This window comes from Paenibacillus faecalis (assembly GCF_900289175.1).
In the GTDB taxonomy this organism is placed as follows: Bacteria; Bacillota; Bacilli; order Paenibacillales; family Paenibacillaceae; genus Paenibacillus_AQ; species Paenibacillus_AQ faecalis.
Window position 1 is genome coordinate 1,585,408 of sequence record NZ_LT985747.1, and the last position, 17,611, is coordinate 1,603,018.

A 17,611-nucleotide genomic window follows, 5' to 3' on the forward strand; every position below is an offset into this window, starting at 1 on the left:
TTTACCTCGCCATTTAAAAGAATTTTCTGCAGTTTTTCCTAGAAGATCAAATTTAGACACACTTCACCCTTGAAGAGACTTCTAGAAAAAAACAGCAGTGGAGTATCCATATCCGTAAGATAAAGACTTAAGTGATTTTTTCTTCATGGGTGAATACTCCTCTCTCTTAAAATGACAAGATTTTGATAATTAATATTTTATAGGAAATAGGTTCTTTGCACAACTTAAATATTAATCTAAGGTTTATTCCGTAAAATGACCAAGATTATTGAATTTAAAAAAACAGATTATTAGCATAATTGTATCAAACTTTATTCCAAGTCTACACCTCAACAATCTGGCCCTTTAATGGAATAACTTTATTATCACTTAATAGGTTCTTAATCCACAAAAAAACCGAAATCCCTTCTTTAATAGAGATAGGATTTCGGTTCATCTTTTTATAAACGGTGCGACTTTTTTTATAAACAGTTCAACTTTTTTTCAAAGCCACACCTTCAAACAACACCTCTACACTCACTCCACCGTCACACTCTTCGCCAAGTTACGCGGCTTATCCACGTCATGCCCCAGCGCAAGGGATGCATAGTAAGCAAGCAGCTGCAGTGGTACTACAGACAATGCTGCTGTAAGAAGCGGCAGCGTCTTCGGAATCGCAAAGGCCTGATCCACGGACTTCAGCAGGTTCACCACATGCTCTTCATGGGTGATGACCATAACGTCAGCGCCGCGCGCCTTCACTTCCTTGATGTTGCTCACGGTTTTCTCAAGAACGTCCTCCTGGGTCGCCAGAGCGATCACAGGTATTCCTTCCTCGATGAGAGCTAGTGTACCGTGCTTCAATTCACCAGCAGCGTATGCCTCTGAGTGAATATAAGAGATTTCTTTCATCTTGAGCGATCCTTCTTGAGCGACGGCAAAGTCTTGACCGCGTCCAATGAAGAACAGGTGCTCATGCTTCGAAATTTGTTCTGCGTAATTTTTAATCGCTTCGGTATTTGCCAAAATGGACTCAACCTGCTCCGGCAAAGCTTCCATCGCCGCTAGAATCTCAGCCGAAGCCTCCTCGGTGATTGTACCGCGGACTTGAGCCAGGTACAGACCGAATAGATAAAAGGCGATTAGCTGAGATGTGTAAGCCTTCGTAGACGCTACGGCTATTTCAGGACCAGCCAGCGTGCCGAATACATCATCCGCTTCACGAGCAATCGAGCTACCTACCACGTTGGTGATAGCCAGTACATGAGCACCATGGCTTTTCGCTTCACGCAGTGCAGCGAGCGTATCCGCTGTTTCACCGGATTGGCTGACTACGATCACAAGCGTCTCTGGTGTAACGATTGGGGAGCGGTAACGGTATTCGGATGCCACATCATTTTCAACGGGAATCCGAGCCAAGGATTCGATAACGGTGCGACCGATCAGACCGGCATGATATGCCGTACCGCAGGCAACGATCTGAATGTTGCGAATCTTCGCAATCTGCTCTTTTGTCAGCTTCAGATCTGGCAGCACCACCTTACGGCCGCTTTCATCAATACGACCGAGCATCGTGTCGCGGTACGCTCTTGGCTGTTCATGAATCTCCTTCAGCATGAAGTGATCAAAACCACCTTTTTCTGCAGTGACCGCATCCCAATCGACATGAATCATTTCCCGAGAAATAAAGTTCCCCTCAATTGTCATCAGTTCGACAGCGTCTGCTGTAAGCAGCGCCATCTCGCCATCATTCAGAATGTACACATTACGCGTATATTTCAAAATCGCCGGAATATCAGAAGCGATAAAGTTCTCTTTATCTCCAAGCCCGATAATCAGTGGGCTGGCTTGACGCACAGCAACCAATTTACCCGGCTCATGCTCAGTCAGCACACCAAGAGCAAAAGCACCTCTCATATAGGAAATAGCCTTTTGTACCGCTTTAACAATATCTCCGTCATACTCACGGGCAATAAGGTGAACAATTACCTCTGTATCTGTTTCGGACACAAAATGATGCCCCTGCGCGATCAGTTCTTCCTTCAGCTCCAGATAGTTCTCCACAATCCCGTTATGAACAACCGAGAACTTCTGGCTCTCATCTGTATGCGGATGGGAGTTAACGTCCGATGGCTTTCCGTGAGTTGCCCAGCGGGTATGTCCAATCCCGGCCATACCAACAAGCGGAGCTTCCTCCAGCTTGGATTCCAGGTTGGCAAGACGCCCTTGCGCTTTAGCAACACTAAGACCTTCGTTGGTAAGCACTGCGATTCCCGCCGAATCGTATCCGCGATACTCCAGCTTTTTCAATCCATCAATCAGCACTGACTGCGTTTTCTGATTTCCAATATATCCGACAATACCACACATAGTAATATTCCTCCGTTCAATTTTCCAAAAAAGAGCATGTGGAATAGAACGCGGCGCACCTGTGCGGCTTATAACCAAAGAAGAATGAATTATTCAATTTTCAACGTACCAATACATCAGATACATCAGACAATTTAATCGTTCAGTTGATCATCATGAATGCACTCTTCTTTTCGTCACATTAACCGCGTTCATCGCACACTCATGGTTTAGGTTCATATAGTACACCTGCCGGTACGTTGTATGAACGGTCGCCCATTCATTTTCCGATCCGGCTTACGGCTGGTGCTGGTTGCCGGGAGGTCCCCGCCGAACAATTCGAACACCTCCACCTCGTCAGCTTGCTCTGCCGATGGCCAGCCTATGCAAAAAACGTTCGGTCAGCTTATATAGCGTATATCTTAAAAGCTAACCCTTCTTTCCTGCATTCAGCCCTTCCCGCGCAGCATCAAGCTCTGGCGCTTGTATTGCATAATAACCTTACAACCCTCACTTTCTATCTTTGAATAACATTTTTATATTATATTCATCCAGCAGATGTATTGCAACTGGGCCTCTCTTCCAGTTACTTGTGTTCTTATCATATAAAACCTCATAACAAAGCCGATGGAACTGTTGTTATAGTCCCACCGGCCCAATCAAGATCCAGCCCTATTTCCCTTTAAAATCCAACTTGCGACTCACGCAAGCTCCTTTTTTACCACATCAGCGATCTGGGCTACATACCGATCCAGTTCTTCCTTGTCTGGACCTTCCGCCATCACGCGAATTAAAGACTCCGTTCCTGAAGGACGAACCAAAACTCGTCCATTATCACCAAGAATCTGCTCCACTTCTTTAATCGCTGCTTCGATCTGCGCATTTCCTTCATATTTGCTCTTATCGCCTACGCGAACATTAACAAGTACTTGCGGGTATTTTCGCATACTGCGCTTAAGCTCATTCAGACGTTTCCCAGAGGATACGATTGTATCTACAAGCTGAATACCTGTCAAAATACCATCGCCTGTTGTATTATAATCCAGGAAAATAACATGACCGGATTGTTCCCCGCCCAAATTATAACCTCCGCGGCGCATTTCCTCCATAACATACCGGTCGCCTACAGCCGTTTTGGCAGTCTTCAGCTTCAGTGTGTCGCATGCCTTGTAAAAACCTATATTACTCATGACAGTAGATACAATGGTACCTTCCTTCAATTTGCCTGCCTGATTCATAGCCTCACCGCAAATACAAAGAATGTAATCGCCATCCACTTCTTCACCTGTATGATCGATCGCAATCAACCGGTCTGCATCACCATCAAAAGCCAGACCCAAGTCAGCCCCCTGACGTACGACCTCTTCCTTCAAACGCTCCGGATGCGTCGATCCGCATTCATCGTTAATGTTCAAGCCATTCGGCTCTGCACCTATAGCAATGACTTCAGCTCCCAGCTCGCGGAATAATTTCGGGGCGAGTTCATAAGCTGCGCCGTTTGCGCAATCCAAAACAACTTTCAAACCATCAAAACGCTTGCTGATCGTTGTCTTCAGATATTCCAAATATTTATATTTGGATTCATTATCAACAACCACTTCGCCTAAATCTTTACCTACTGGACGAGGAAGCTCATCCGTATCCGCATCCATCAGCTCTTCAATCTTCAATTCCGTTTCATCGGACAGTTTAAAGCCATCACCGCCAAAAAATTTAATCCCGTTATCCTCAACTGGATTATGTGAAGCGGAAATCATAACCCCTGCATCTGCTTTAAGCAATCGGGTAATATAAGCGACTGCCGGCGTGGATACAATGCCCAAGCGAATAACATGCGCGCCGATCGACAGCAACCCAGCTACGAGAGCAGATTCGAGCATAGCACCGGATATACGCGTATCCATACCGATAACAACGGTTGGTTTCTCCTTATCCCCTGTAAGAACATATCCCCCACAACGCCCAATGCTATATGCTAATTCAGCAGTGAGCTCTTTATTGGCAACCCCTCTAACACCATCTGTTCCAAAATATTTCCCCATATTTGTTTATCTCCTTTTATCTACTTTTCACATTGTCATTCGTTTGATGATTCATTTCCACTCCCTGACGGGGCCTCTTCCTTTCCCTCTCCGGAGGAAGATTCGGTACCGGCTTGATCATTCCCCTCACCACTATTTTCCGGTGTGTCCTCGCTGCCAGAGTCAGGCTTTTCTTCAGGATCATCCAGCTTATCGTTATCTTTGCCTTCATTTGGCTTGGTGGGCTTAGTGGTCACCGGCCGATCGATCTCCTTCAACTCCACTTTAACAACAAGCCGCTTCTGGTCTACCCGATTAATAAAATTGGGCAGCGTGACCTGAAGCGGTATTTCATGCACACCGGCCTTTAAACCGGCTACATTGGCAACCAATCCTATATCTGTTGACGTTAGGCTGTTCAGCTGATCCGGTGCCCCCGTCAAAGTCATTGACATGGTTTGACTTCTAGGGTCCGTGATGGTAGCCTCCATCCCGGAAGGAACCCCCTTTAAGGTAACAGGGATTCCCTCCACCACTCTTTCACCATGCGAGGCGGCGGTCACCTCGATCTCAACTGAACTAGGCTCGATTTTCTCAAAGCCTTCAGGCGGAGTCAAGTCTGCCGTAAGAACCGTAGTCCCGGAATCTTTTATATTTGATAAATTAACAGTAACCCCTACATAAGGTCTGGCTCCGTTCAAGACTTCTTTACTTCCGTACAGCTTGACCTCTTTGACCTTCGGGTTCACCTTGGAAATAACGAGATCATCAGGCAGACGTCCGGTATATTCCACCTGAAGAGGAGCTGTAATAAATGTAGCTTCCACCGGTATTTCCACAGCTACAGAAGAAGGCTCAATAATCGCATCCTCCATCGCTTCCCCTTCGTTATTATAAGCCGTAAGCTTCACCTTTTTCTCGACGACATTCTCTTTGGCTCCGTCCAGATCGACAGTTCCCCTCACCTGAGCCACTGTAGCAAGCTCTGATTCAGGAAGAGTAACGTTTACGGTTCCTGGTTCAATGGTCGTTGGTTCACCAGCACGAAAGCCTTTGGCTGGCTCTCCTTTTGTCCCGATCGTTACATTAAAAGGATTCGTCATACGTTCTTCTACAGTAACCGTCACCATGGATGGTTCCATGGAAACGAGTTCCACCCCAGATGGACCTGAAAACGTCAGTGGAAGAGTGTGTGTGCCCGGTTCTTTTACACCGCTTAAATCCAGCTTTACTTTATAATCATCTGTGAAAAGCATGATATTAGATCGCTTACCCCTTACTTCAAGATTTACACGATCCTTATCAATCCCTGTTAACGCATACTCACTATCATCAAATCCATAGGTCTGAATTTGAACACCTTCGATAACTCTAGTCTCATAAAATGTTGTCGGTGGAACAGCTGTACCGCTGTCCATATGAACCATAGCCCACAATATAATACTAACTCCAAGTGCAAGTAGTTTACTTGCAGTATTATTCCTAATCCATTTATCCATCACGGCCTTCTCCCTTCCGTTTCCAGAAAAGCACACGTTTTTCCTTTATGGATGCGGCAGGACGTAACTCTTCATACAATTTGGATATTAGAGATTCCTCCTTAATATCACGGACAACTTGCCCGTTAATGGCAAGGGAAACCTGCCCCGTTTCTTCAGATACGATCACGGAAATCGCGTCGCCTACCTCGCTGATCCCAATAGCTGCACGGTGCCGGGTTCCAAGCTCCTTACTAATAAAAGGATTCTCAGACAACGGTAAATAACATCCGGCTGCTGCAATCTGATTATTTTGAATAATTACAGCACCATCATGAAGCGGTGTATTCGGTATAAAAATGTTGATAAACAACTCCGAACTGATCTCTGACCGCATTGGAATACCGGATTCTACATATTCATTCAAACCGGTTGTTCGCTCAAATACGATCAATGCACCGATCTTTCTACGTGATAAATAATTTACCGCTTTAATCGTTTCGGCGATTAATTTATTCGTCTCTTCATCTATGTCTCCCGACTTGCCGAATAATTTCCCTCGACCAAGCTGTTCCAACCCGCGCCTTAATTCCGGTTGGAAGATGATAAAAATGGCAAACACACCAAATGTGAAAATCTGGTTCATGAGCCATTTCAGTGTATATAGGTCAAACCATGTACTAAGCGCCCAGATCAGCACTAAGACGAGAATTCCCTTCAACAGCTGAACAGCTCGAGTGCCACGGACTAGCAGTATCAGATGATAAATTATATAGGTAACGATAAGTATATCGATAATATTCTTAATGGACTCTTGCCAGGTTAAGTCCGCAAAATACTCCATACTGCAACCCCCGTCATTGCTTAATAACGTTGCTTCTTTATAGGTAGTATGTGCTCTACACTATCTAGGTTATAACGTTAATCCTTTCGATGCAAGTCGAGCTCTTTACCATGATAACAAAAATAACAAAAACCACAAAAAAAGCGCCATCTTTCCGGAGAAAAGAGGCGCCGTTATTCATGTTGATGCAAACTTCATCTTAGCGGTAAGCGACATCCGAAAACAGATTGGTAATCTTATACCAGATCCAATCCATTGCTTTGTCTATATCCTTCACTTGTCCTGATATATGGGCCGTAGAGGCTTGAAAAAGCTCTCCGTCAATAACAGTGAGATTTCCAAGAACCTCCCCGAAAACCTGGGCCTCTCCATTCTCTACGGTAATATCCCCCGTAATGGTCTGATCTGGTGGAACGATAACCGTCTGTCCTTCGATTATAAGCTTGTCGAGTTCACTACCTTTAACGATGAGTTGATTCTCCTGGTTCCAAAAACTGACGGTACTAAAGAGCATGACGACCAAAAACAGAGCCGCTGCCGTAATAGCTGGATGATTTTTCACCCAGGTTATCCAAGGTTTTGGCTGCTTTTCCTTAGGCAGCATTCCCATGATGCGATCCGTCAGTTCTTCAGAAGGCCCAGTGGGATGATGGGTCAAGGAATACAGAAGCATGTCTGTCTTCTCCAACTCCTCAAACCTGTTCCGGCAGTCAACACATTGCAGCAAATGGGATTTAAGTTCCAGCTGCTGCTGTCTGGGCAAATCATTGTCCAGATATTCGTGCATCAAAGAGACGGCCAATTTGCAATCCATATGAGCCAGTCCTTTCGTTAAATCTCTTTGCTGGGTCTGTTCCCTATGAAGGGCATAAGACTTGCTTAAATGTTCATACGCACGGGAGCCGGCGATGTTTCATTATTTTCAAAAACTTATAATTTAAATTCCAGTTTTTTACGTAAAAATTCACGCCCGCGATGAACTCTTGTCTTAATGGTCGTCACAGGCAAAGTTAGCACGTCACTAATCTCCTGAAGCGACATGTCCTGTATATATCGCAAAATCATAATCGTCTTATATTTTGCAGGAAGAGAGTCAATAGCCTGATGAATAATCTGCTGTGTTTCTGAGATCAGCATTTCTGACTCCGGTGTGTGATCATCGCTTGGTAACATGGAGTAACCGTCCATTCCCTCCTGATCATTTATATCCGCATCAAGAGAGTAAGTAGGCTTCCGCTTCCGTAATCGGTCAATGCACAGGTTGGTCCCAATTCGGTAAATCCATGTCGAGAATTTCTGATTCACATCATATCGATCCAGATTTTTGTATACACGTAAAAAGGTCTCTTGAACGATGTCCTCGGCCTCATGCCGGTTATTCAGCATCCTGTACGCCAAATGAAAAATTTTATCTTTATATAACTCTACTATTTCAGCAAAAGCACGCTGATCCCCTTTTTGGGCCAGCTTTGCCAATCTCACATCTAAATTGTCCACCATAATTCCCCCAGAATAGTCTGATGGGTAACGTCTAAGGTCCTAATAAGCATTATTCAAATCGTAATTCAACTTATTAGAAAATGCAACAAAATTCAAAAAAGAAAGTGTTGTTGCATCGATCTCTGTTACAATTCTGACAACCTTTATTACAGTTTACTGATCACAATGAAACGACAATGCAAAAAGCGAGGCTCCCCAAGGGAACCTCACTTGTGACTATCCCTGATCCAATATGATAACTTGACGTATCAACCTGTATTACGAAGTCCTGAAGCGATACCATTGATCGTCAATAGGACCTCTCTCAGCAGCTCCACGTCGTCATCGCCTTTCTCACGAAGTGTACGCAGTTCATTAAGAAGCTGTACTTGCAGATAACTTAACGGGTCAACATATGGATTGCGAAGACGAATTGATTCCTGCAATACCGGTTGATTATCCAGAATTTCCTGCTGACCTGTAATTTTGAGAATCATTTCCTTCGTAAGTTTGAATTCTTCTTTAATTAACCCGAATATCCGCTGTCTAGCTACATCGTTCTTAACCATCAGTGAATATTCCTTCGCAATAATCAGATCGGCTTTGGCCATCGCCATCTGCAACGTATCAATCATGGATGTGAAGAATGGATAGTTCAAATACATCTCTTGCAGAACCTTCAGGTTTTCATCATTACCTTGATAGAAGCTCTGTAGGCCCGTACCCGCTGCATACCAGGCCGGAAGCAGGTAACGGCTTTGAGTCCATGCAAACACCCAAGGAATCGCACGCAGGTCCTCAAACCGGTCGCTGTTCTTACGCTTGGAAGGACGAGACCCAATATTCAGCTCACCAACCTCAGGAAGCGGTGTAGATTCTTTAAAAAAGCTCAGGAAATCCGGATCACGGAAAATTAAATCCTGGTATTTCTTTTGAGAGACAGATGAAATCTCTGAAGAGATTCGCTCCCATTCCTTCTCATGAGGATTTTCCTGAGGCAAGCGAGCATTGATCGATGCGCGAATCAGCGCTGAAGTTGCCTGCTCAAGGCTGCGGTATGCGATCCCCTTCAAAGAATAACGTGAGGAAATAACCTCGCCCTGTTCGGTTATTTTGATACCACCGGCAATCGTATTAGCCGGCTGTGCCAAAATACTGCGGTTCAGCGGCATACCACCGCGACCAAGTGAACCTCCACGGCCATGGAAGTATTTCAGCTTCACACCGAACTCTTCACCAACCGCAGTAATTTCCTTCATCGCAACTTGCAGCTTCCAGTTAGCCGTTACAACACCGCCATCCTTATTGCTGTCTGAATAACCTAGCATAATCTCCTGAAGATCTTCCATCGCTTTCACAGCTTCCCGATAAATCGGGAGGTTAAACAGACGACGCATTATATCCGGCGCCGCATGAAGGTCCTCGATCGTTTCAAATAGAGGAACAGCCTGAAGGGTTGCCTTAACAGATCCATCGTTATCCTTGCGGAACAACCCGACTTCCTTCGCAAACACCATAACTTCCAATATATCGCTGGCGCCTTCTGCCATACTGATCAAATAACTGGTGATACATCTTTCACCGAATTCTTTTTGTGCCTGATAAATCGTACGATAAACTTCAAGGCACTCTTTGGTGCTATCACTATACTCTTGAAAAGGAGTAATGATCGGACGTGGGTCATTTAGCAAGCTATTTAAAAGCTCAATCTTTTCTTCTTCTTCCAGCTTTGAATAGTTATCCACAACGTTCATTTTGGCCAAAATTTCAGTCATTGCATTCTCATGCTCCTGACTGTGCTGTCGAATGTCCAGTGTCGCCGTGTGGAACCCGAATAACTCAACTTGACGGATAAGTTTCTTAAGATAAGTATCTGCCACATAGTCAGCATAGTGATGCCGCAAACTGCGGTCAATAATATGCAGGTCTTCAATAAACTCTTCCGGTGAAAGGTAACATTCTCCTCCGGTCATATCGTCATCCAACACATGAGCAATTTTGGCAAGCATATAAGCAAGCTTAATACGGTATGGCTCTTTCTCATTGTGCCAAATTTCCATCTTCTTCAGCGTTACGTTCTCACGGTCCTTCTGAATCGATTGCTTTAACTCATCAGACACATTAACGATCGTTGTGCTAAAGCTTAGATTTTTCATAAGCCCTTTCAAAATGCGCTGGTACTCCCGGATTGCAAGCTTACGCTGCATCTCTAGTGTCTTCCAAGTTACGTCTGCTGTAACCGAAGGGTTGCCGTCACGATCTCCACCGATCCATGAACCAAAACGGAGATATGTCGGTACATGCCAATGATGACCAGGATAATACTTAGTAAGGCAGCGCTCAAGCTCTTGATAAACTTCTGGCAAAATGTGAAACAGCGTTTCATGAAAATAGTACATTCCGTTCCGAACCTCATCCAATACCGTTGGCCTGCGGTCACGCAATTCATCCGTTTGCCAGAGTGTTATCACTTCATTAAGAAGCTTATCCCGAAGTTGTTCTCTTTCACGAAAAGTAAGCGTTGGGTTGTCAAGGAGCATAACATCCTCTGAAATTCTTTTATGGATGTCGAGAATGGCACGTCGCATCGCCTCTGTCGGGTGAGCGGTCATAACGAGCTCTAAAGAGAGGCTTTCGAGAATGCCTTGAACTTCTTCGTACGTAAAACTGCGCTCTTTCAAATCCTGGATTGCACTTTCAATGGAACCTGGCTGGACACTCTCACCTGCAGAACGTTCATAGTCTCGTTTCCGGCGAATCCGGTGATTCTGCTCTGCAATGTTAACCAGTTGAAAATAAATAGCAAACGCTCTGATAACTTGATGTCGATTGTCCGCGTCCAGCGTGCTTATAATCCTTTTAAAATCTGCAAATAATTCAGGCAAAAATACGGAACGTAATGACTTGCTGGTCTCCCGAATCTTTTCAACTAAATCTAAAAGCTCATTGCCCCCTTGATGGACAAGAACTTCCCCGAGAATATTCCCCAGGAACCGCACATCACGTCGCAGCAGATTAATGGAATTGCTCTTTGCGGTTACAGTAAGTTCAGTCATACTACTCCTCCCATCTAAACCCGTTCAGCAGTTTATCTTTTTATGCCTTCCTAATATAATACAATAAATGCGCCCGAAAATCTTTACTTTCCAGCTGAAAAAATTCGCTAATTCGACAAAATAAAACGTTTTCTTGATGGAAATTCCTACGACATAGCTATATATATCATGATTTTCTCTTCATCGCCACCGTCTAATGACTTTAACACACTGATACTTTGCAGGACTATTGTACCAATATGTAAAAAAACATCACACGCTGTGATGTCTGATTTATGTATGGAGCGGGTGATGGGAATCGAACCCACGCTACCAGCTTGGAAGGCTGGAGTTCTACCATTGAACTACACCCGCAGATTAACAATCGGGATGACACGATTTGAACATGCGACCCCCTGGTCCCAAACCAGGTGCTCTACCAAGCTGAGCTACATCCCGATATTTAAGAAGATTAAAAATGGCACGCCCTGAGAGATTCGAACTCCCGACCTTTTGATTCGTAGTCAAACGCTCTATCCAGCTGAGCTAAGGGCGCTAATTATGGAGCGGACGACGGGATTCGAACCCGCGACCCTCGCCTTGGCAAGGCGATGCTCTACCACTGAGCCACGTCCGCAAACCTGGTGCGCGTGGAGGGACTTGAACCCCCACGTCAAAGACGCTAGATCCTAAGTCTAGTGCGTCTGCCAATTCCGCCACACGCGCACGAGTAAAACCACTGGTGAGCCATGAAGGACTCGAACCTTCGACACCCTGATTAAAAGTCAGGTGCTCTACCAACTGAGCTAATGGCTCGCATTTAAAGGTTCCGAACAAACAATCGACACCTTCAAAAGCCTTACTTTACTTATTAAAGAGTAAAGTGGCTGGGGATATAGGATTCGAACCTATGCATGACGGAGTCAAAGTCCGTTGCCTTACCGCTTGGCTAATCCCCAATAATAAGTAACTATTTATAGTCTGTCCCATTTCTCAACAGAACATAATTAAAACTATGGTGGAGACTGAGGGGATCGAACCCCCGACCCTCTGCTTGTAAGGCAGATGCTCTCCCAGCTGAGCTAAGTCTCCGTATAATCAATCTCCATGCTTCGACGAACCTTTGGGATTCTCATCCCCTGAAGCAAGTAAAATAATGGTGACCCGTAGGGGATTCGAACCCCTGTTACCTCCGTGAAAGGGAGGTGTCTTAACCCCTTGACCAACGGGCCGTATTTTAGAAGTGGAGCTTCCAACCGGGATCGAACCGGTGACCTCATCCTTACCATGGATGCACTCTACCTACTGAGCTATGGAAGCAAGTGGCTCCCCGAACAGGACTCGAACCTGTGACAACTCGATTAACAGTCGAGTGCTCTACCAACTGAGCTATCAGGGAATATATATCGCTTGACAACGTCCTACTCTTCCGGGACCCTTCGGTCCAAGTACCATCGGCGCTGGAAGGCTTAACGGTCGTGTTCGGGATGGGAACGCGTGGAACCCTTCCGCCATCGTCACCAAACGATTCAAGTGTTTGATCACTTGAAAACTAGATACGAAACTATTTGCGTTATTAGAATCCGTAGCTTTTCCCTTCAGATCCTAAGATCTTTCCGGGCCCCGCCAAAGTATTCGGCGTTGCTCCAAAGCTTCGCTTCACTTTTTGGGGTGTTTATTGGATAAGCCCTCGACCGATTAGTATTGGTCAGCTCCATGCATTGCTGCACTTCCACCTCCAACCTATCTACCTCGTCGTCTTCAAGGGGTCTTACTAAATTGGGAAATCTCATCTTGAGGGGGGCTTCACGCTTAGATGCTTTCAGCGCTTATCCCGTCCGTACGTAGCTACCCAGCTGTGCTCCTGGCGGAACAACTGGTACACCAGCGGTACGTCCATCCCGGTCCTCTCGTACTAAGGACAGCTCCTCTCAAATTTCCTACGCCCACGACAGATAGGGACCGAACTGTCTCACGACGTTCTGAACCCAGCTCGCGTACCGCTTTAATGGGCGAACAGCCCAACCCTTGGGACCTACTTCAGCCCCAGGATGCGATGAGCCGACATCGAGGTGCCAAACCTCCCCGTCGATGTGGACTCTTGGGGGAGATAAGCCTGTTATCCCCAGGGTAGCTTTTATCCGTTGAGCGATGGCCCTTCCATGCGGTACCACCGGATCACTAAGCCCGACTTTCGTCCCTGCTCGACTTGTAGGTCTCGCAGTCAAGCTCCCTTCTGCCTTTGCACTCTTCGAATGATTTCCAACCATTCTGAGGGAACCTTGGGGCGCCTCCGTTACTCTTTAGGAGGCGACCGCCCCAGTCAAACTGCCTACCAGACACTGTCCCCGTACCGGATCACGGCACTAGGTTAGAACCTAGATACGATCAGGGTGGTATCCCAACGGCGCCTCCACAGAAGCTTGCGCTCCTGTTTCCTAGGCTCCCACCTATCCTGTACAGATCGTACCCAAATCCAATATCAAGCTGCAGTAAAGCTCCATGGGGTCTTTCCGTCTTGTCGCGGGTAACCTGCATCTTCACAGGTATTAAAATTTCACCGGATCTCTCGTTGAGACAGCGCCCAAATCGTTACGCCATTCGTGCGGGTCAGAATTTACCTGACAAGGAATTTCGCTACCTTAGGACCGTTATAGTTACGGCCGCCGTTTACTGGGGCTTCGGTTCATAGCTTCGGAGTTGCCTCCTAACCACTCCCCTTAACCTTCCAGCACCGGGCAGGCGTCAGCCCGTATACTTCGCCTTACGGCTTCGCACAGACCTGTGTTTTTGTTAAACAGTCGCTTGGGCCTATTCACTGCGGCCCCCTCGTGCTATTCACACTACCGGGGCACCCCTTCTCCCGAAGTTACGGGGTCATTTTGCCGAGTTCCTTAACGAGAGTTCTTCCGCGCGCCTTAGAATTCTCTTCTCGCCTACCTGTGTCGGTTTGCGGTACGGGCACCTTCACCTGACTAGAGGCTTTTCTTGGCAGTGTGAGATCATGACCTTCGCTACTACAATTTTCACTCCCCATCACAGCCTGGCCTTATCGATATGCGGATTTTCCTACACATCAGCCTCACTGCTTGGACGGACATCCATCAGTCCGCGTCACTACCCTCCTGCGTCACCCCATCGTTCATAACGGTTTACGGTGGTACAGGAATTTCAACCTGTTGTCCTTCGATTACGCCTTTCGGCCTCACCTTAGGTCCCGACTTACCCTGAGCGGACGAACCTTCCTCAGGAAACCTTGGGCTTTCGGCGGATCAGATTCTCACTGATCTTTTCGTTACTCATACCGGCATTCTCACTTGTATACGCTCCAGCGCTCCTCACGGTACACCTTCAACGCTGTACACAACGCTCCCCTACCCCTGATGCAATGCATCAAGCCATAGCTTCGGTGGTGTGTTTAGCCCCGTTACATTTTCGGCGCAGAGTCACTCGACCAGTGAGCTATTACGCACTCTTTAAATGGTGGCTGCTTCTAAGCCAACNTATATGAAAGGATTGACCTCTCAAAACTGACCAACGAGTGAGTTGATCGGCGACCTTGCGGTCAGCCTGTATTTGAATGTTCTCGTTGCAGAGAACGATTCTCCATAGAAAGGAGGTGATCCAGCCGCACCTTCCGATACGGCTACCTTGTTACGACTTCACCCCAATCATCTACCCCACCTTCGGCGGCTGGCTCCCTAAAGGGTTACCCCACCGACTTCGGGTGTTGTAAACTCTCGTGNCCTCTGGCGGGCCTTTCCAGACCTCTTCATCTAATGTATTCCTTTGTAACTCCATGTGGAACGTCCCACAACCCCAGAGAGCAAGCTCTCTGGTTTAGGCTGTTCCGCGTTCGCTCGCCGCTACTGACGGAATCACTCTTGTTTTCTCTTCCTCCAGGTACTTAGATGTTTCAGTTCCCTGGGTATGCCTCTGACTGCCCTATGTATTCAGGCAGTAGTGACTGACTATGACATCAGCCGGGTTTCCCCATTCGGACATCCCCGGATCGAAGCTTGCTTACAGCTCCCCGAGGCAGTATCGTTGTTCGCCACGTCCTTCTTCGGCTCCTAGCGCCTAGGCATCCTCCGTGTGCTCTTAGTAGCTTAACCTGTTGCTCAAGTTTCGCGCCATGCGCTCTGTTGTTCGCTTGTTTCTTGATCGGATTATGACCAAGGATGAAACAAGCTCTCAAAGGATCACCTGTCACGAATCTTTCGCGTGCTACTTTTTACTTCCTTGGTCAATTACTTGACACAAGTTCAGCTAAAAGGATATTTCTAATTCGCAAATTCGTTTCGTTATCTAGTTTTCAAGGATCAAAAGGTTTTATGGTGGAGCCAAGGGGGATCGAACCCCTGACCTCCTGCGTGCAAGGCAGGCGCTCTCCCAGCTGAGCTATAGCCCCATAATTTCACCCCAAAAAGTGAAGTATGGTTTCAAGGTTTATTCCGATTACTTTCCGGTAACCCCGTTACTTACCTTATGAAGTTAGTATTTATATGGTGGGCCCTAGTGGACTCGAACCACCGACCTCACCCTTATCAGGGGTGCGCTCTAACCAGCTGAGCTAAGGGCCCATATGCTGCGCTTGGCGGCGTCCTACTCTCCCGGGACCCTTCGGTCCAAGTACCATCGGCGCTGGAAGGCTTAACGGTCGTGTTCGGGATGGGAACGAGTGGAACCCTTCCGCCATCACCACCAAACGCATTATATGAAAGGATTGACCTCTCAAAACTGACCAACGAGTGAGTTGATCGGCGACCTTGCGGTCAGCCNAAAATAAATTATCCGGTATTAGCCACCGTTTCCGGTAGTTATCCCAGTCTTCAGGGCAGGTTGCCTACGTATTACTCACCCGTCCGCCGCTAAGTTTTTAAAGTGCAAGCACCTTAAAAACTCCGCTCGACTTGCATGTATTAGGCACGCCGCCAGCGTTCGTCCTGAGCCAGGATCAAACTCTCCAATAAATTGAAAGAGCGATTAGCTCATTATAGAAAAACTGACGAGAATTTTACTTCTCTATGATCTCGCTAAAGCAAGATCGGTTTAACTCACTCGTTGTTCAGTTTTCAAAGGTCAAAACTACTTTTTTTCGTCTTCGCTGTATCTCAGCGGCGACTTTTATAATATATCATACTTCCTAGTAACTTTGCAAGTCTTTTTTTTAAAAAAGTTTTTTGCGATGTTTTTAAAAGATTAAAGCCGCCGATTGGCGGCATCCTCTTTGAAAAAGGAAGCGAAAATTAATTTACCACATTAAAACTAATTTCGTCAATACCTTTTCTCAAAATTAATGCTTGATTTGCGGAAACTTCCCGTTACGCGCATATTTGGACAACTCTTTTGGTGGGGCAAACCTTGCATACATTCTAAATATCGTTTTATATCGGTTGGCAATCGCATGCCGAATATTTTGATCAAGGCGTTGATCACTCAAATCGAGCAGCATTTCATCGAGTTCTTTTCGCAGTACATAATCCAGTTCTTTACACTCTTTTTCATTAAATAGCATTCCCAGCATTACAGGACCTCCTTTTGATTGTACCGCCGATACTGTAAATCAAGTATTTAAGTTTGGCTCCTTAGAGCTATGTATAGTCGTTTATTTATTGTCCGAATGAATACGGAAATGTGCCTGTTCTTTATTCAGTCCGTATATCATGCCCTTTTAAGGGCCTTGGTCTGTTTACGACCAAAGCCGCTTTATTAGGTATGCTCATATTTCGGGAAAATTATGACATGAGCCACAACGTTATTGTACTTTCGATTACAGCAGCAACGAATAAAAGCACCACTATCCACAACGAAGCTGTTACCGACTTGCGCCCAAAGTCTCTCCAGTTGCCGCTTATCCCGCTCCCCCTGCCATCTCTTGCAACAATGCTTTTAAATACGAGCCCCCCAAGGGACAAACCGTACGCCGCAGCAATCAATAAAACAGGAATTTCAATAATGCCATGGGGAAGTAGACCCTTAAAAATCATTTCACTGAGGTTTCCCCCCAAGGTGTGCTCCAAATTCAACAGAAAACCGATAAACAGACCATTCATCACCAGAAATACAATTGGAAAAATTCCAAACAAGATCCCTGAAAACAATACGAGAATACTCTTGATACTATTATTAAGAAAAATAATTATAAAAAAGCTGAGTTCGGGAGCTTCAGATTGCATCAATTTCTTGCTTATCCCGCCCAATTTCTTGATTTCCTCTAAAATAAGCTCTTGTATAGCTCCGGATTGAACCCATCCTACTGTGATTCCCATTGCAAACAGCAAGGCTGAAATGATCAGCGAAACACGAATTGAAGACAAATCTTTGATAAAAGTACGAAAACGAAACATGTCCTGCCTCCTTAACAGTAATAACTCAAAAGTACGAGCATAGATTTTAAGTAAACAAGCAGTTGCATTCGAAAGG

Annotated in this window: 9 protein-coding genes, 13 tRNA genes, 3 rRNA genes and 1 other annotated feature; all 25 genes read right to left on the reverse strand. The window is 45.9% G+C overall.

The features are described from left to right. Positions 1-516: 516 nt before the first annotated feature. On the reverse strand, positions 517-2,349 hold the full coding sequence (gene glmS, locus C8268_RS07635) for a glutamine--fructose-6-phosphate transaminase (isomerizing) (RefSeq protein WP_106767121.1): 1,833 nt from the start codon (positions 2,347-2,349) through the stop codon (positions 517-519). A gap of 680 nt (positions 2,350-3,029) precedes the next feature. Continuing rightward, positions 3,030-4,370 (reverse strand): phosphoglucosamine mutase, encoded by a 1,341-nt coding sequence (gene glmM, locus C8268_RS07640; protein ID WP_106767122.1) that lies wholly within the window; start codon positions 4,368-4,370, stop codon positions 3,030-3,032. Between the two features lie 35 nt (positions 4,371-4,405). Then, entirely contained in the window at positions 4,406-5,848 is a 1,443-nt protein-coding gene (locus C8268_RS07645; protein WP_106767123.1) for a CdaR family protein, read from the reverse strand. Beyond that, complete coding sequence (gene cdaA, locus C8268_RS07650) at positions 5,841-6,671, reverse strand: diadenylate cyclase CdaA (RefSeq protein ID WP_106767124.1); 831 nt, start codon at positions 6,669-6,671, stop codon at positions 5,841-5,843. Before cdaA ends, C8268_RS07645 begins: the two co-directional genes overlap by 8 nt. A gap of 199 nt (positions 6,672-6,870) precedes the next feature. Further along, on the reverse strand, positions 6,871-7,485 hold the full coding sequence (locus tag C8268_RS07655) for a zf-HC2 domain-containing protein (protein WP_106767125.1): 615 nt from the start codon (positions 7,483-7,485) through the stop codon (positions 6,871-6,873). Between the two features lie 116 nt (positions 7,486-7,601). Further along, positions 7,602-8,171: an RNA polymerase sigma factor SigW gene (gene sigW, locus C8268_RS07660; protein WP_106767126.1), complete on the reverse strand. Its 570-nt coding sequence runs from the start codon at positions 8,169-8,171 to the stop codon at positions 7,602-7,604. Positions 8,172-8,419: 248 nt separating this feature from the next. Beyond that, positions 8,420-11,206, reverse strand: a complete 2,787-nt coding sequence (gene ppc, locus C8268_RS07665) for a phosphoenolpyruvate carboxylase (RefSeq protein WP_106767127.1) — start codon at positions 11,204-11,206, stop codon at positions 8,420-8,422. 280 nt (positions 11,207-11,486) lie between these two features. Then, positions 11,487-11,560 (reverse strand) — tRNA-Gly (locus tag C8268_RS07670). Between the two features lie 10 nt (positions 11,561-11,570). Beyond that, a tRNA-Pro gene (locus tag C8268_RS07675) sits at positions 11,571-11,644 on the reverse strand. A gap of 20 nt (positions 11,645-11,664) precedes the next feature. Then, positions 11,665-11,741, reverse strand: a tRNA-Arg gene (locus C8268_RS07680). Positions 11,742-11,747: 6 nt separating this feature from the next. After that, a tRNA-Gly gene (locus C8268_RS07685) sits at positions 11,748-11,822 on the reverse strand. A gap of 5 nt (positions 11,823-11,827) precedes the next feature. Further along, positions 11,828-11,911, reverse strand: a tRNA-Leu gene (locus tag C8268_RS07690). A gap of 14 nt (positions 11,912-11,925) precedes the next feature. Then, positions 11,926-12,001: transfer RNA gene (locus tag C8268_RS07695), tRNA-Lys, on the reverse strand. A 68-nt stretch (positions 12,002-12,069) separates the two neighbouring features. Then, positions 12,070-12,144, reverse strand: a tRNA-Gln gene (locus tag C8268_RS07700). 57 nt (positions 12,145-12,201) lie between these two features. Next, positions 12,202-12,277, reverse strand: a tRNA-Val gene (locus C8268_RS07705). 65 nt (positions 12,278-12,342) lie between these two features. Further along, positions 12,343-12,417: transfer RNA gene (locus C8268_RS07710), tRNA-Glu, on the reverse strand. A 12-nt stretch (positions 12,418-12,429) separates the two neighbouring features. Then, positions 12,430-12,505 (reverse strand) — tRNA-Thr (locus C8268_RS07715). A gap of 3 nt (positions 12,506-12,508) precedes the next feature. After that, a tRNA-Asn gene (locus tag C8268_RS07720) sits at positions 12,509-12,584 on the reverse strand. A gap of 9 nt (positions 12,585-12,593) precedes the next feature. Beyond that, a 5S ribosomal RNA gene (gene rrf / locus C8268_RS07725) occupies positions 12,594-12,710 on the reverse strand. 153 nt (positions 12,711-12,863) lie between these two features. After that, positions 12,864-15,300: ribosomal RNA gene (locus C8268_RS07730) — 23S ribosomal RNA — on the reverse strand. After that, positions 14,798-16,158: a sequence feature (mutual gap in cmsearch alignment for this rRNA model is longer than 100), on the reverse strand. (Overlaps the previous rRNA gene by 503 nt.) Then, a tRNA-Ala gene (locus C8268_RS07735) sits at positions 15,521-15,596 on the reverse strand. (Overlaps the previous feature by 76 nt.) Further along, positions 15,692-15,768, reverse strand: a tRNA-Ile gene (locus tag C8268_RS07740). Then, positions 15,778-15,894: ribosomal RNA gene (gene rrf, locus C8268_RS07745) — 5S ribosomal RNA — on the reverse strand. 323 nt (positions 16,159-16,481) lie before the next feature. Next, a complete protein-coding gene (locus C8268_RS07750) occupies positions 16,482-16,712 on the reverse strand; it encodes a hypothetical protein (RefSeq protein WP_106767128.1) in 231 nt (76 codons plus the stop codon). 211 nt (positions 16,713-16,923) lie between these two features. Beyond that, positions 16,924-17,535 (reverse strand): stage II sporulation protein M, encoded by a 612-nt coding sequence (locus C8268_RS07755; RefSeq protein WP_106767129.1) that lies wholly within the window; start codon positions 17,533-17,535, stop codon positions 16,924-16,926. Positions 17,536-17,611 lie beyond the last annotated feature (76 nt).

What these genes read in the sequence shown, in the direction of transcription:
- C8268_RS07645 (WP_106767123.1), bottom strand. Translation starts at nt 5,848, where the DNA reads ATGGATAAATGGATTAGGAATAATACTGCAAGTAAACTACTTGCACTT.
- glmS (WP_106767121.1), bottom strand. Translation starts at nt 2,349, where the DNA reads ATGTGTGGTATTGTCGGATATATTGGAAATCAGAAAACGCAGTCAGTG.
- ppc (WP_106767127.1), bottom strand. Translation starts at nt 11,206, where the DNA reads ATGACTGAACTTACTGTAACCGCAAAGAGCAATTCCATTAATCTGCTG.
- C8268_RS07755 (WP_106767129.1), bottom strand. Translation starts at nt 17,535, where the DNA reads ATGTTTCGTTTTCGTACTTTTATCAAAGATTTGTCTTCAATTCGTGTT.
- sigW (WP_106767126.1), bottom strand. Translation starts at nt 8,171, where the DNA reads ATGGTGGACAATTTAGATGTGAGATTGGCAAAGCTGGCCCAAAAAGGG.
- C8268_RS07750 (WP_106767128.1), bottom strand. Translation starts at nt 16,712, where the DNA reads ATGCTGGGAATGCTATTTAATGAAAAAGAGTGTAAAGAACTGGATTAT.
- C8268_RS07655 (WP_106767125.1), bottom strand. Translation starts at nt 7,485, where the DNA reads ATGGATTGCAAATTGGCCGTCTCTTTGATGCACGAATATCTGGACAAT.
- glmM (WP_106767122.1), bottom strand. Translation starts at nt 4,370, where the DNA reads ATGGGGAAATATTTTGGAACAGATGGTGTTAGAGGGGTTGCCAATAAA.
- cdaA (WP_106767124.1), bottom strand. Translation starts at nt 6,671, where the DNA reads ATGGAGTATTTTGCGGACTTAACCTGGCAAGAGTCCATTAAGAATATT.